Here is a 13697-nt window from a genome sequence, read left to right on the forward strand (position 1 = left end):
TTGGCCTGCGTTACCCCTCAGCCACCGCGTCGATCGCCGCAGCAATGGCTGCCCTCTGGTCGGTGTCGTAGCCCCAGCGGTCCAGAAATGCCACATCCTCCCCTTCCCCTGCCGTGGCCGCCAACAAGGTTTCGAGCCGCTGCTTGACGGCTTGGGGCTCCAAGCCGCGCAGCAAGTCGGTGCAGCGGGCCTGCACCCGCTCCGACGCCCCCTGCTGCACCCCATCGCCAGCACGCTGATGGTGCAACACCATCGCCGTGCTCATGGCCAGGTTGCGGGCCGTCAGATCCACCACCCCCGCGCCAGCCAGCCGCAGCTGCAGCAGCAGCGGCTCCGGCAAACGATCCATCAGCGGGCCATCACCGGCCAGGCTCACCACGAAGAAGCCCCGGGCGCCATCGCGGCTGGCCACCAACTCGGCCACCCGATCGCCCAGCACCTCGTCACTGAGCTCCCCGTTTTCCCAGAGCGCCAGCCACTGGGCCGTGATCTCCATGGCCTGCTGGAAGGTGGGTTCGCGAAGGGTGTCGGGTGTCTCAGACATGGAGCCAGCGGTGCTCTGCCCTCCGAGCCTATGGAAACTCCCCCGGGTCCGATGGGCTGGCACTGTTAACCCATGACAACCACGCCCCCGCCCCCCTCCAACGACGACGCGATCAACGACGGTGAGATCCTGGAAGGCCAGATCCTGCCGATCCCCGATCCGCAGGAGTCGGCGCGGCTACTGGGAGCCGGTGGGGCCGGATCGGCACCAGGACGGAACGCCGACTACCGCTCCGGCTTCGTGGCCCTAATCGGCCGGCCCAACGTGGGCAAATCCACCCTGCTCAACCAGTTGGTGGGCCAGAAGGTGGCGATCACCTCGCCGGTGGCCCAAACCACCCGCAACCGGTTGCGGGCGATCCTCACCACCCCGGCGGCCCAGCTGGTGCTGCTCGACACCCCGGGCATCCACAAGCCACACCACCTGCTGGGGGAGCGGCTGGTGCAGAGCGCCCGGGGCGCCATCGGCGAAGTGGATGTGGTGCTGCTGCTGGTGGATGGCAGCGAGCCGGCGGGCCGTGGCGATGGCTTCATCGTGGAGCTGCTGCAGCACTCCCGGGCCCCAGTGCATGTGGCCCTCAACAAAGCCGACCTGGTGGATCCGGCCCGGGCCGACGAGCTGGCCGCCAGCTACCGCGACCTGGTGGGCGACTGGCCCCTGCACCCCGTGAGCGCCCTGAACGGCGAGGGCACCGAAGCCCTGGTGACGGCGCTGAGCGCCGAGCTGCCGCCGGGGCCCCAGCTCTACCCGGCCGATGCGGTGAGCGACCAGCCCGAGCAGCTGCTGATGGCCGAGCTGATCCGTGAGCAGGTGCTCAGCCACACCCGCGAGGAGGTGCCCCACTCGGTGGCGGTGAGTATTGATCGGGTGGTCGACGACGGCCCCCGCACCGCCGTGCTGGCCACGGTGCTGGTGGAGCGCTCCAGCCAGAAGGGCATCCTGATCGGCAAGGGGGGGAGCATGCTCAAAACCATCGGCCAGGGGGCGCGGCTGCAGATGGAAAAGGTGTTCAGCGGGCCGGTGTATCTGGAGCTGTTCGTGAAGGTGGTGCCCAACTGGCGCCGCAGCGCCGCCCGCCTGGCTGAGCTGGGCTACCGAGGGGACTAGGTCGAGGCTGCTTAGCCGCTTTACCGGCTAAGCTGTGTTGATGCAGGTCAACCTCCACGACGCCAAGACCCATCTCTCCCGGTATGTGGAGCAGGCACTCGATGGCGAGGAGGTGGTGATCGCCCGAGCCGGCAAGGCGCTGGTGCGTCTGGTGCCGGTGGATGAGACTCCTCGCCAGCGCGAGCTCGGCTTTCTGCAGGGGTCTGCTGTTCTGAACTGCGACCTCAAAGCCGACTTCCAGGAGGACATCGAGTCGATGTTCGGCTGATGGAAACAGCCAGCTCAAGCCAACCGAATTTGAGCCCGCAACTGCTCGACACCCAGCTTCTGCTCTGGATGGCCATCGCCCCGGAGCGCCTACCGGCAACGTTGCGTGGGAACCTCAGTGATCGCCGCTTGCCGTTGCTATACAGCGTTGTGAGCCTTTGGGAAGTGGCGATCAAAACCTCTCTCGGCAAACCCGGATTCCTCGTAGACGCCACTCAGTTGCGTGATGGGCTGAAGCAGCAGGGTCTTCAGGAACTGGGAATCGCGCCTGAACACTGTGTGGCGGTACAGCATCTGCCCTTGATCCATCGCGACCCCTTCGATCGGCTGCTGGTGGCCCAGGCCATCCATCACGGCCTCACCCTGCTAACGGCTGATCGAATCCTCCGCGGCTACGGCCAGCAGGTGATCTGGATTGGCGACGCGTAGATCAGGCGGCTGAGAGAATCGAGGCCATGAGCGAGCCCAGCACCGAGTCACGCACCAACGCTGCCCCCTTTCCCCCCCAGGAGATCGGCGCCTTCCTGCGCTGCTGCGCCGGCGAGTGGATGGGGCTGCGCAGCCGCTTTGCCCTCGATGCCGGCCTGGAGGGGGAGAACGGCGACGAGTGGCACAGCAGCGAACGCGGCGAGCTGCTGGTTGCCTATCTGGAGCCCGAAACCGCAGACGCTCCCGGCGGCCTGCAGGTGGGGCCGAAGGACGGCACCGCCCAAGAGCTGCAGTTCAGTGCCGATGGCAGTTTCCGCAACGGCGACCAACAGGGCCGCTGGCAGCTCTGGCCCGACGGCAGCCTGGAGCTCAGCCTCAGCAGCGGCGACGCGGAGGTGCGCGAGCGCATCTGGTTTACCAAGCCCAACCTGCGCCTGCGCTCCACCGTGGAGAGCCGCGCCGATGGCAGCCCAGGCCGCGCCTGCTTCAGCTCCGAGATCCGGCGGGTGAGCCGGCCCGCCGAGCCCGCCAGCTGATGCGTCTCGACGTGGTGAGCCTGGCCCCGGAGGCCTTTGCACCCCTGCTGAGCCTGGGGGTGATCGGCCGGGCCTTTGCTGCGGGCATCGCCGCGCTGCACACCCACAACCCGCGCGACTTCGCCACCGACAAGTACAAAAAAGTCGACGACGACCCCTACGGCGGCGGCGCCGGCATGGTGCTCAAGCCCGAGCCGGTGTTTGCCGCGGTGGAGGCGATCCCTGTGCTGCCGCGGCGGCGGGTGCTGCTGATGTCGCCCCAGGGCCAGCCGCTGGAGCAGGCCGATCTGCGCCGCTGGGCCACGAGCTTCGACCAGCTGGTGCTGATCTGCGGCCACTACGAGGGCTTCGACGAGCGCATTCGCAGCCTGGCCGACGAAGAGGTGTCGATCGGCGATTTCGTGCTCACCGGCGGCGAGCTACCGGCGGCGGTGATCATCAACGGGGTGGTGCGGCTGCTGCCCGGCACCGTGGGCACCGAGGCCTGCCTCGACGACGAGAGCCACAGCGCCCTGCTGCTGGAGCACCCCCACTACACCAGGCCTGCCGAGTTCAGGGGCATGGAGGTGCCGGCAGTGCTGCGCAGCGGCGACCATGGCGCCATCGCCCGCTGGCGCGCTGAGCAGCAGCAACAGCGCACCCGCACGCGCCGGCCCGATCTGTATGCCCGCTGGCAGGAGCAACAACAGCAGCAATAGGCCTCAGCCCTGACCCTGCTGCAGATTCCGCAGGGCGGTGAGCAGGGCCGCCGGGCTCTGGGGGTCCACCATCAGCACGCTGCCGCCGGGGGCCTGGGCCATCTGCTCGCCCATCGCCATCCAGTCGCGGGCCAGCAACAGCCGGATCGCTTCTGACGCCTGGGGGTTGGCCTGCATCGCCTCGGCCAGGCGCGTGGCCGCATCGGCTCGGGCCTGGGCCAGCAGGGTCTGCTGCTTGGCCTGGGCTTCGGCATCCAGCACCAGGGCTTCGGCCCGGCCCCGGGCCGCATTCACCTGGGAGTCGCGCTCGCCTTCGGAGCGCAAAATCGCCGCCCGCTTCTCCCGCTCGGCGGTCATCTGCTGCTCCATCGCCTGCTGCACGCCGCGTGACGGCTGGATGTCGCGCAGCTCGACGCGAGTCACCTTCACCCCCCAGGGATCGGTGGCCTGATCCAGCTCCCGCAGCAGCGCCTCATTCACCTCCTGACGGGTGGTGAAGGTTTGATCCAGGTCGAGCTTGCCCATCTCGGCGCGGATCTGGGTGAGCACCAGGTTCACCATCGCCGCCTGGAGGTTGTCGACGCCGTAGTAGGCGCGGGCGTGCTCGAGCAGCTGCCAATACACCACCGCATCCACCTCGATGCCGACGTTGTCGCGGGTGATGCACTGCTGGGGCGGGATGTCGAGCACCCGCTCCTTCAGGGATTCGTGGCTCACCACCTTCTCCACCCCCGGCAACACGAAGGAGAGCCCCGGCTGCAGCTGGCGGTCGTACTTGCCCAGCCGCTCCACCAGCCGCGACTGGCCGCCGCTGGTGACCTTGACGCTGCTCACCCCCAGCAGGGCCATCAAGGCCAGGGCGGGCAAAGACAACAGCGCTTCCACGGCCGGGCTCCGAGCTAGGAATCCCAACGCTAGTCAGCATGGGCACAACGAACCGCCCGCGCCCGCACCCCATGGCCCCCATGCCCCTCCTCTGGCTGCTGCTGGCCGCCGGTCTGCTGGTGCTGGGCCTGGCGGGCGCGGATGTCGAGGGGCTGCTGCCCGCCGCGGTGGCAGCCCTGGGGCTGTCGGTGGCCACGGCCTGGTGGCCCCTGCCACCAGGGCTGCAGCTGGGACTGCTGCTGGGGCTCACGGGCCTGGGGGTGCTGGGCCTGCGGCGCTGGTCGCGGCGGCAACGCCACCGCAGCCTGCCGCTTGCAGAGACGGCCGAGGTGATCAGCGGCTTTGCCGAGAGCGATACGGGTCGGGTGCGCTGGCAAGGCCAGAGCTGGAGCGCCGTCAACCTCAAGGGCTCCCACCCCCTGCCACCGGGCAGCTACGTCACCGTGATGGGCCGTGACGGCAACCAGCTGCAGGTGATGGGGCCTGGGGGAGACTGAGAGCAGACATCAGGGGCAGATGCAATTCCGCATCGGCAACGGCTACGACATCCATCGCCTGGTGCCGGGTCGGGCGCTGATCCTGGGGGGGCAACCGCTGGAGCACCCGGATGGCCTGGGCCTCGATGGCCACAGCGATGCCGACGTGCTGGTGCACGCGATCATGGACGCCCTGCTGGGGGCCCTGTCGCTGGGTGACATCGGCAAATACTTCCCGCCCGACGATCCCCAGTGGAAAGGGGCCGACAGCCTGGAGCTGCTGGAACAAGTGGTGGCCCTGGTGATGGAACGGGGCTGGAGTGTGGTGAACATCGACAGCGTGGTCGTGGCCGAGCGGCCCAAGCTCAAGCCCCACATCGAGGCCATGCGCAGCGCCATTGCCAGCCGGATGGGCCTGGAGCCCGAGCAGGTGGGGGTGAAAGCCACCACCAACGAGCGGCTCGGGGCCGAGGGGCGTGAGGAGGGGATCTCCTGCCATGCCGTGGCCCTGTTGCAGCAGCCATGAGCGTTCTGGCTAGGTTGCTGGCCGTTGCCCTGTGCCTGGCGATGCTGCTGGCCGGTCATGCCGATGTGGCGATCGCCGAGCAGGATCGGCCCGATGGCGGTTTTGAGGTTGCTGTGGTGGAACATCTGCGGCTGAAGGTGCCAGCCGAAGCCCGCCAGGCCTGGATCGACGCTGAACAGGGCAGCTGGGAGCCTTGGTTGGCCCAGCAGGATGGCTTCCTTGATCGCCAGCTGCTCTGGGACCCCGCCACCGAGGAGGGCACCCTGCTGATCCGCTGGGCCAGCCGCGACCAGTGGAAAGCGATCCCCAACCATGACTTGGAGGCGGTGCAGGAACGCTTCGAGCAGCTGGCCCGCCAGGCCACCGGTGCGCAGCAGGGCAATCCCTTCCCGCTGGTGTTTGAAGGGGAACTGCTGCCGCCATGAGCGCCGCCACCAGGGGAGCCTCCTATGTGCTCGGCAGCCACGCCATCGAGCGGGAACGGCTGGCGCGCCAGCATGCGATCTGGCGCGACGCGATGCTGAGCTCCTGGGACCGGGCTGGCTTCGGGCCGGGTCAGCGGCTGCTCGATCTGGGCTGCGGCCCCGGCTTCGCCAGCTGCGAGCTGGCCGAGCGGGTGGGGCCGGCCGGCCAGGTGCTGGCCATCGACAGCGCCCCGGCCTACCTGGCGCACCTGCAGCAGCAGTTGCAGCAGAAGGCCATGCCCCAGCTGCGCACCCTGCAACACGACCTGGCCTCCTCCAACGGGTCGCCACCCCTGGCTTTGGAGGGGGACAGCTGGGACGGGGCCTGGTGTCGCTGGGTGGCGATGTTTCTACCCCGGCTTGAGCCCCTGCTGGATCTGGTGAGCCAGGCGTTGCGCCCCGGCGGCCGGCTGGTGCTGCACGAATACGTGCAGTGGAACACCTTCGCGCTCCATCCGGGCGGCAGCGCCCTAGCCCGCTTTGTGGAGCGCTGCATCCAACACTGGCGCGACCATGGCGGCGATCCCGACGTGGCCCAGCGCCTACCGGCCCTGCTCGAGGCCCGCGGCTTCCGGCTGCTGCACAGCTCCAGCCTGATGGCCTGCTCCCCCAGCGACCACCCCAAAACCCAGTGGCTGCTTGATTTCCTCAGCAGCTATCCCGCCCAGCTGATCGCCGCCGGCCGCTGGAGCGCCGCCGAGCAGGCCGGCCTGGAAGCCGAACTGGCCTGGGGGCAGCGCCACGCCAGCCTTTGGGTGACGCCAGCGCTGGTGGAGATGGTGTGGGAGCGGCCATGAGCGCCGAGCACCGGCTGGATCTCGGCCGCCGCCAGCGGCTGGGCATGGTGGAGGCGATCTGGGGGGAACACAAAAGCGCTGAGCAGATCGCGCGGATCCTTGAGGCCCTGCACGACGCCGGGGAGCTGGCCCTGGCCACCCGCATCTCCCCGGAGAAAGCGGAAGCCGTGGCCACCCAGCTGCCGCAGGCGCTGCTGCCGCAGCTGGCACTCCAGCACCACGGCCAGGCCCGCTGCCTCACGGCCGGCCCCCTGCCGGATCCAGATCCCCGCCGCGGCCGGGTGGTGGTGCTGAGCGGCGGCACCAGCGACCTGCCGGTGGCGGCCGAGGCCCAGCTGGCCCTGCACTGCCATGGGATCGCCGCCGAGCTGGTGCTCGACGTGGGCGTGGCCGGGCTGCATCGCCTGCTGGATCGGCTCGAGGAGCTGCGCGGCGCGGATGTGCTGATCGCCTGCGCTGGCATGGAAGGAGCGCTGCCCACGGTGCTGGCCGGGCTGCTGCCCCAGCCGGTGATCGGCGTGCCGGTGGCGGTGGGCTACGGGGTGAGCGCCGGTGGGGTGGCTGCCCTGCACGGCATGCTGGCCAGCTGCGCCCCAGGGCTCTCGGTGGTCAACATCGACAACGGCTACGGGGCCGCCATGGCCGCTGTGCGCATCCTCAGCAGCCGGGGCGCAAGGGGGTAGGGGCGGACTCCTCGATTTCCAGCAGGGTCTGCAGCCAAAGCTGCATCGATCGGGGCAGCCGTCCCTGCTCGTAGCGTTCAATCGCCTGCAGCAGCACGGGAGTGTTCGCCCAGGACAGCGCGCGACGACCCATCGGTGCAACCGGCAGTGAAGCGCAGTGTGGAAAGCCCACAAGGTGACCGCAAGGGCCTGGGGACCAATCTCCTCGGGCCGTTTGCGACTCGCCCCAGGACTGCTGCTCCCCCAGGGCTAGAGGTGCTGCAGCTGGGGGTAGGCGGTGAGCAGCTCTTCGGTGCTGAGCACTTCGCCGGCCCCTTCCGGCTGCCAGATCAACTCGATCGCAAGCAGGTCCGCAGAGCCCACCGCCCCGAGCTGCTGCAGCGATTCACGCAGCTGGTCGGCGCTGCCCGCACCCTTGAGGTTGATCCGGTTGCGGGTGGCCACCAGCAGGGTCACGGCGATGAAATCACTGCTGGCATCGCTGTCGCCCGCCGCGACGGCGGCATCGCTGTAGCGCTGACCGCCGACATTGCTGGTCACCTCACGCTGCAACTTGCTGCGTTCGGCCATCGACAGACGGTTGAAGGTGGCTTCCGCACTGACGAAGGGCACCTGGCCCACTTCACCGTTGGCGTACACCCAGAGGTCGGGGTGGCGCAGCAGGGCCAGGGTGCTCTCCTGGAGCAGTGCCTGGAGCCCGGCCGCATGGCTGGTGTCGGCGCTGCCGGCCAACCGACGCAGGTCGGTTTGCAGCTGGCGCGCCGAAGCGAGCAGCCCCACCTGCAGCTGGCTGATCGTGACCGGTCCATCGGGGCGTCCCGCGCCAATCAGATCGCCGCCGCGGCCGCTGCCAAGGGCGGGGCCCTGACCACCACCACCACCGCGCACGGCATTGAGCAGCAGACCCACCACGCCCATCAGCACCAGGAAGCCGAACAGCCCACCGCCGCCGAAGCCAAAGATCGGGATCAGGAAGGGAAAGCCAATTCCACCGCCGCCATAACCACCGCGATAGCCGCCGCTGTAGCCACCTCGATATCCCCCGCCATAGCCACCGCCGCCGTAGCTGCGGGGCATCGAGGGGGCCGAACGGAAGCTGCCGCCACCAATCCGGCCGCCGCTGGCCGCCCAGCTGGGGCTTGGATGGGCAAGCAGCAGGGTGAGCGCCAGCACCGGCACGGCCAGCCAACTGACACAGCGCCGCAGGCTCAGGCTGGGTCCGAAGGTCGGACGGGTCGGAAGCGCCAAGGCTCCGCAAGCAAGTGGTTGAAATCTAGGAACCGCCACCCACGATGGTGACCACCTCCAGCACATCGGATTCCATCACCGGCTGGGAGGGCCAGGCCTGCCGGAGCAGGATCGCGCCGTTGAACTCCACCACCACCAGCCGGGGCTGGTAGCCCAGTTCGGCGAGCACCTGCTCCAGGCTCAGGCCTGCTGAGCACTGGCGCAGTTCGCCATTCACCTGCAAGGTGATCATGGGCAACCCTCCAGGGCCTGCAGCAGCGCGGCCGTGGCGGCAGCCGGATCAACGGCTTCGGTGATGGCCCGCACCACCGCCACCCGATCGGCACCGGCCGCCCGCACCGCCGCCAGGTTGCTGGCCTCCACCCCGCCGATGGCGAAGAAGGGGATCGGGCTGGCCGCCGCGGCCTGGCGCACGTAGTCAAGGCCCACCGGCTCCCGGCCCGGCTTGGTGGGCGTGGCGTGCACCGGCCCGACGCCCACGTAGTCGCAGCCATCGGTCACCGCCTGCTGCAGCTGCGCGAGGGCATGGGTGCTGCGGCCGATCAGGCGATCGGGCCCCAGCAGCTGGCGCGCCACCACCGGCGGCAGATCCCCCTGGCCCAGATGCACCCCATCGGCTTCCACCGCCAGAGCGATGTCGATCCGGTCGTTGACCAGAAACAGGGCGCCGTGGGCCGCGCACAGCTGGCGCAGGGCGCGGGCCTGGCCAAGCTTCTGCAGGTCGTCGAGACCAGCAGCCTCCTTGGCGCGGTATTGCACCAGGCGCACCCCGGCCCCGAGGGCCGCGGCCACCACGCCCTCCAGATCGGCCACCGGCGAGGTAACCAGATACAAGCGGCAGTGGGCCAGGGCCTCGCGGCGCCCCTCCCCGCCCGTGGCCGCCAGACGACAGGCCTGCAGCAGATCCACTTCCAGGTCGTAGAGCAGGTAGCGCAGGGTGGAGGCCTCCTCCGCCAGCTCCGGATCGCTGCTGCGGCCAAACTCCTCCAGCACCCGCAGCGCCTCCTGCACCCGACCGGCGTTGGCACCAACCACGGCGCTGGGGCTGCGGCGCTCCGCCTGGGCCGGATGGCCGAGCCCCGCGGCCGGGTCGGTGGCTGTGTGGCGCGCAAATTTGTAGGCATCCCGGTGCAACCGGCCCAGCCGCTGGCGCATGTCCTTGGTGCGCACCACCAGGTCGCGTCGATCCAGGCCGAAACGGGCCCAGTCCTCCAGCACCCGCAACCCCTCTCGGGCTCGATCGAGGTTGGCGTCGATCAAGCGATCGCGAGCTGGGTCGATCAAGCGATCGCGAGCTGGGTCGATCAAGCGATCGCGAGCTGGGTCATCCAGACCCTCGCTGGCCATGCTGTTTAGGGTGGGGTCCATCGCGCAGGGGCCAATGGCAGGCGAGCCGGGCGGAGTGGACAAAGGCAACTCCGACAGCCCGATGCTGGTGCTGATTTCAGGGATTCTGCTGCTCGGCGGGATCGCCACCTTCATCGGCTGGGGCCTGACCCACGCCTATCCCGGCGGTTAGGGCCCGGGCCTCGTCGGCATCGCGGGCGATCTGGGCACTCAACGCCTCGAAGCTGGCGAAGGTCTGCTGGCGGCGCAGCAGCTGGAGCGGCTCCACCACCAGCTCCAGGCCGTCGAGCTCCAGGCGGCGATCCAGCAGGTGCACCTCCACTGCCGAGGGCGCCATCGGATCGACGGTGGGCTGGGGGCCGAGGTTCATCACGGCCGGCAGCAGCGGCCCACCGGCCACCGTTGCCGCAGCGGCATACACCCCCTCGAGGGGGAGAAACTTGCGCCCGTCCACCTGCAGGTTGGCGGTGGGCCAGCCGAGCTCCTGACCCAACCCCCGGCCCCGCACCACCCGGCCGCTGAAGCGATAGGGCCGCTCCAGCAGCCGCCGGGCCTCGGCCACATCCCCCGCCGCCAGGGCCCGGCGGATGCGGCTGCTGCTCACCCGCTCCTGGCCGTCCCAGAGCATCGGCAGCACCTGCACGTCGATGCCGTGGCGCTGGCCGATCGCTGCCAGCGTGTGGCTGTCGCCACTGCGGCCGGCCCCGAAGCGGAAGTTGTCACCCACGGCAACGCGCTGGGCCCCCAGCTGGCCCACCAGCACCTGCTCCACGAACGCCTCGGGGCTGAGGGCCGCCAGCTCGCGGGTGAAAGGCACCAGCACCAGCTGCTCAATGCCGAGGGGTTCGAGCAGATGCAGCTTCTCGGCGGGCAGATCCAGCCGCAGTCGCGGCTCGCCGTACAGCACCTCGCGCGGATGGGGCCAGAAGCTGACCACCGTCGGCGTCGCCCCGCCCGCAGCTCCGGTGACGGCCGCGATCACGCGGCGGTGTCCCTGATGCAGGCCGTCGAAGCTGCCGAGGGCAATGGCCGTGGGCCGCCGCGCCTCCTGGGGTGATCGCAGGGGTATCAACGCTACGGAACCCAAAGGCAACAGGAGCCAAAGCGATCTTCCCATGGCACCTTTGGGACCTGTTGTTCTCGCGATGGCTGAATGGCTGACCGCCTCGACCTGCAGCTGATTGCCGCAGCGCTGCGGCGCATGGGCTGGGTGCGCTTCTGGGCCCAGGTGGTGCTGGGTGTTGTGGTGGTGGGCGTGCAGCTGTTCAACAACATCGGCGGTCGCCTTGCCGCCAATTCGGCCCGGGCCCTGGGCCTGGGGCCGGGCATTTCGCTCACCACCCTGGCCTTCCTGCTGCTGCTCTGGTGCATCTGGCAGAGCTGGCTGGTGGTGCGCTGCGGACGGGCCTTGGCCAGCCCCGTGCACCCCAGCAAGGGCGAAACGGCCCGGCTGATCAAACGCGGCGTGTTCGCCGACCTGGTTGGACTCACCCTGGCGGTGTTGGGCTATCAGTCGCTCGCGGGCAGCCTGTTCGTGCAGGCCTCCCAGCAGGTGCCGGGCTTCTTCGGGGCGCAGATCCAGTCGGCCCCTGGCACGGCTGGACGACTGGTGGGGCTGCCGATCACCTCGATCGAGATGCTTTCGGTGCTGGGCAACACCCAGGTGCTGTTTGCCCACCTGATCGGGCTATGGATCAGCCTGTGGATGCTGCAACGGATTTACCGATCAGCCTGATCGACCGCTCAACCTGATCGTTCACGGCTCGGGCAGGTCACGGGTGGCGCCGCGCCAGAAGATGTCGGGTTGCAGCGGTGTCAGCGAGGCACCGCCGCCGTTGATCTGGGCCACGTCGGTGGGCCAGGCCGCCGGCCCGGACACCTCGGCCTCCAGGTCGTTGACGACCTCGCCAGCCAGCCAGTAGTAGGTGTGCCCGCGGGGATCCACCCGCTGCTCAAATTGATCGGTGTAGCGGCGCACCGCCGCACGGCACCAGCGCAGCGGCCCGATCGCTTCCGCCGGCCGGGGCGGCACATTGAGGTTGAGCAGCATGCGCTCCGGCCAGCCCTCGGCCAGCATCCGCTCGGCCACATCGAGGGCCAAGCTTGCTGCCGGCGCAAACTGGCGCCATTGGAAGTCGGCACTGCTCACCGCCAGGGCGGGCAGGCCCTCGATCGTGCCCTCCATCGCCGCGCTCACCGTGCCGGAATAGAGCACATCGGTGCCCAGGTTGGGGCCGTGGTTGATGCCGGAGAGCACCAGATCCGGCCACTCCTCGAGCAGGGAGAAGAGCGCCAGCTTGACGCAGTCGGAGGGGGTGCCGCTGCAGGCCCAGGCCTGGACTCCATCGTCAAACAGCTCATCGGCCCGCTCCGCCCGGATGGGGGTGTGCAGGGTGAGGCCATGGCCTGTGGCGGAGCGCTCCTGATCCGGACACACCACACTCACCTGGTGGCCGCGGGCCAGGGCCGCATTGGCCAGGGTGCGGATGCCCTCAGCGAAGACCCCGTCGTCGTTGCTGATCAGGATCCTGAGTGGTGCCATCAGGCCCAGCGCCATCTCGCTGCAACGGTACTGGGGTTGGGTCTGGGGCGGCTCCTTACAGTCGGCACTCCCTCCGCCTCAGCCGTGAGCGCCACCGTGTCCCTGCAGCAGCTCACCAACCAGCTCCAGGAGCTGGAAACCCAGGCCGCGGCAGAGATCTCCGCGGCCAGCACCGCCGCTGAGCTCGAGGAGCTGCGGGTGGGGTTGCTGGGCAAGAAAGGGCGTCTGTCGGGGGTGCTCGGGGCGATGGGCAAATTGCCCGGCGACGAGCGACCGCTGATCGGCCAGCGGGCCAATGTGCTCAAGGAGCAGGTGCAGGCTCTGCTGGGCGAGCGCCTGACCGCTGTTAAAAGCGCCGCCATGGCTGAGCGCATTGCCCGCGAAACCCTCGACGTCACAGCCCCCTGCAGCTACACGCCGCCGGGCCACCGCCACCCGCTGATCAGCACGATCGAGGAGATCACCGACATCTTTGCCGGGCTCGGCTATCGGGTGTCAGAAGGCCCCGAGATCGAAAGCGACTACTACAACTTCACCGCCCTCAACATCCCGGAGCACCATCCGGCCCGGGACATGCAGGACACCTTCTACCTGGAGGACGGCCGGCTGCTGCGCACCCACACCTCGCCCGTGCAGATCCGCTATCTGGAAAACAACCCGCCGCCGGTGCGGGTGATCGCCCCGGGCCGGGTGTATCGCCGCGACGCGGTGGATGCCACCCACTCGCCGGTGTTCCACCAGGTGGAGGTGCTGGCCATCGATGAGGGCCTGGATTTCAGCCACCTGCGCGGCACGGTGACCGCCTTCCTGCAGCAGTTCTTCGGCGATCTGCCGGTGCGCTTCCGCGCCAGCTACTTCCCCTTCACCGAGCCCAGCGCCGAGGTGGATGTGCAGTGGCGCGGCCGCTGGCTGGAGGTGATGGGTTGCGGCATGGTCGACCCCGCCGTGCTCACGGGCATGGGCCTCGATCCCGAGCGCTGGAGCGGCTTTGCCGCTGGCCTTGGGGTGGAACGGTTCTGCATGGTGCGCCACGGCATCGACGACATCCGCCGCCTCTACACCAGCGATCTGCGCTTTCTGGAGCAGTTCTGAGCAGACCGCCAAGGCCCATCCAACCAGCCCCCCCATAAACTCAGACTGCCCTCCGC

General features: G+C 69.2%; 20 protein-coding genes. 12 read left to right on the top strand and 8 right to left on the bottom strand.

The window, feature by feature from the left end; all coding sequences use genetic code 11:
- Window positions 1-10: 10 nt before the first annotated feature.
- Window positions 11-544 carry a hypothetical protein gene (locus KBY65_RS02290; protein WP_255000377.1) on the bottom strand — a complete coding sequence of 178 codons (534 nt, stop codon included), beginning with the start codon at window positions 542-544 and terminating at the stop codon, window positions 11-13.
- 72 nt (window positions 545-616) lie between these two features.
- Between KBY65_RS02290 and era the strand changes: the two genes are divergently transcribed.
- Genes era through trmD form a run of 5 tightly spaced genes read left to right on the top strand, consistent with a single transcriptional unit; the run spans window position 617 to window position 3581 of the window.
- Window positions 617-1651 (top strand): GTPase Era, encoded by a 1035-nt coding sequence (gene era, locus KBY65_RS02295; RefSeq protein ID WP_255000379.1) that lies wholly within the window; start codon window positions 617-619, stop codon window positions 1649-1651.
- A 40-nt stretch (window positions 1652-1691) separates the two neighbouring features.
- Window positions 1692-1919, top strand: a complete 228-nt coding sequence (locus KBY65_RS02300; protein WP_094560209.1) for a type II toxin-antitoxin system Phd/YefM family antitoxin — start codon at window positions 1692-1694, stop codon at window positions 1917-1919.
- A gap of 29 nt (window positions 1920-1948) precedes the next feature.
- Entirely contained in the window at window positions 1949-2347 is a 399-nt protein-coding gene (locus KBY65_RS02305) for a type II toxin-antitoxin system VapC family toxin (protein WP_255000381.1), read from the top strand.
- Window positions 2348-2373: 26 nt separating this feature from the next.
- A complete protein-coding gene (locus tag KBY65_RS02310; RefSeq protein ID WP_255000383.1) occupies window positions 2374-2883 on the top strand; it encodes a phycobiliprotein lyase in 510 nt (169 codons plus the stop codon).
- Entirely contained in the window at window positions 2883-3581 is a 699-nt protein-coding gene (trmD, locus tag KBY65_RS02315; RefSeq protein ID WP_255000385.1) for a tRNA (guanosine(37)-N1)-methyltransferase TrmD, read from the top strand. The genes KBY65_RS02310 and trmD overlap by 1 nt, the downstream gene beginning before the upstream one ends.
- A 3-nt stretch (window positions 3582-3584) precedes the next feature.
- On the opposite strand, the gene KBY65_RS02320 is transcribed toward trmD, so the two are convergent.
- Window positions 3585-4466: an SPFH domain-containing protein gene (locus tag KBY65_RS02320; protein ID WP_255000387.1), complete on the bottom strand. Its 882-nt coding sequence runs from the start codon at window positions 4464-4466 to the stop codon at window positions 3585-3587.
- Window positions 4467-4537: 71 nt separating this feature from the next.
- On the opposite strand from KBY65_RS02320, the gene KBY65_RS02325 reads away from it, so the two are divergent.
- From KBY65_RS02325 to larB, 5 genes are read left to right on the top strand one after another with little or no spacing between them, the layout of a single operon-like run.
- Window positions 4538-4963, top strand: coding sequence for an NfeD family protein (locus KBY65_RS02325; protein WP_255000388.1), 426 nt, complete (start codon window positions 4538-4540; stop codon window positions 4961-4963).
- A 19-nt stretch (window positions 4964-4982) separates the two neighbouring features.
- The gene (gene ispF / locus KBY65_RS02330; RefSeq protein ID WP_094560203.1) at window positions 4983-5468 is read left to right on the top strand and encodes a 2-C-methyl-D-erythritol 2,4-cyclodiphosphate synthase; all 486 of its coding nucleotides are present in this window, start codon (window positions 4983-4985) and stop codon (window positions 5466-5468) included.
- Window positions 5465-5893 carry a TIGR03792 family protein gene (locus tag KBY65_RS02335; protein ID WP_255000390.1) on the top strand — a complete coding sequence of 143 codons (429 nt, stop codon included), beginning with the start codon at window positions 5465-5467 and terminating at the stop codon, window positions 5891-5893. The genes ispF and KBY65_RS02335 overlap by 4 nt, the downstream gene beginning before the upstream one ends.
- Window positions 5890-6729: a methyltransferase domain-containing protein gene (locus KBY65_RS02340; protein ID WP_094560202.1), complete on the top strand. Its 840-nt coding sequence runs from the start codon at window positions 5890-5892 to the stop codon at window positions 6727-6729. The genes KBY65_RS02335 and KBY65_RS02340 overlap by 4 nt, the downstream gene beginning before the upstream one ends.
- On the top strand, window positions 6726-7412 hold the full coding sequence (gene larB, locus KBY65_RS02345; protein ID WP_254988629.1) for a nickel pincer cofactor biosynthesis protein LarB: 687 nt from the start codon (window positions 6726-6728) through the stop codon (window positions 7410-7412). Before KBY65_RS02340 ends, larB begins: the two co-directional genes overlap by 4 nt.
- On the opposite strand, the gene KBY65_RS02350 is transcribed toward larB, so the two are convergent.
- From KBY65_RS02350 to KBY65_RS02370, 5 genes are all read right to left on the bottom strand, one after another.
- Window positions 7387-7545, bottom strand: coding sequence for a hypothetical protein (locus KBY65_RS02350; RefSeq protein ID WP_254988628.1), 159 nt, complete (start codon window positions 7543-7545; stop codon window positions 7387-7389). The genes larB and KBY65_RS02350 overlap by 26 nt on opposite strands.
- Window positions 7546-7661: 116 nt before the next feature.
- Window positions 7662-8660, bottom strand: coding sequence for a DUF1517 domain-containing protein (locus KBY65_RS02355; RefSeq protein WP_409996610.1), 999 nt, complete (start codon window positions 8658-8660; stop codon window positions 7662-7664).
- 25 nt (window positions 8661-8685) lie between these two features.
- A complete protein-coding gene (gene thiS, locus KBY65_RS02360; protein WP_255000393.1) occupies window positions 8686-8892 on the bottom strand; it encodes a sulfur carrier protein ThiS in 207 nt (68 codons plus the stop codon).
- Entirely contained in the window at window positions 8889-10028 is a 1140-nt protein-coding gene (locus KBY65_RS02365; RefSeq protein ID WP_255000394.1) for a thiamine phosphate synthase, read from the bottom strand. The genes thiS and KBY65_RS02365 overlap by 4 nt, the downstream gene beginning before the upstream one ends.
- Before the next feature lie 76 nt (window positions 10029-10104).
- A complete protein-coding gene (locus KBY65_RS02370; RefSeq protein ID WP_255000396.1) occupies window positions 10105-11079 on the bottom strand; it encodes a bifunctional riboflavin kinase/FAD synthetase in 975 nt (324 codons plus the stop codon).
- Window positions 11080-11160: 81 nt separating this feature from the next.
- On the opposite strand from KBY65_RS02370, the gene KBY65_RS02375 reads away from it, so the two are divergent.
- A complete protein-coding gene (locus KBY65_RS02375; RefSeq protein ID WP_094560197.1) occupies window positions 11161-11742 on the top strand; it encodes a DUF3611 family protein in 582 nt (193 codons plus the stop codon).
- Window positions 11743-11763: 21 nt separating this feature from the next.
- On the opposite strand, the gene surE is transcribed toward KBY65_RS02375, so the two are convergent.
- On the bottom strand, window positions 11764-12549 hold the full coding sequence (gene surE / locus KBY65_RS02380; RefSeq protein WP_094560246.1) for a 5'/3'-nucleotidase SurE: 786 nt from the start codon (window positions 12547-12549) through the stop codon (window positions 11764-11766).
- Window positions 12550-12633: 84 nt separating this feature from the next.
- Between surE and pheS the strand changes: the two genes are divergently transcribed.
- Complete coding sequence (gene pheS, locus KBY65_RS02385; RefSeq protein ID WP_094560196.1) at window positions 12634-13641, top strand: phenylalanine--tRNA ligase subunit alpha; 1008 nt, start codon at window positions 12634-12636, stop codon at window positions 13639-13641.
- The last annotated feature ends 56 nt before the right edge of the window (window positions 13642-13697 follow it).

The organism is Cyanobium sp. Alchichica 3B3-8F6 (genome assembly GCF_024346435.1).
Lineage (GTDB): Bacteria > Cyanobacteriota > Cyanobacteriia > PCC-6307 > Cyanobiaceae > Cyanobium_A.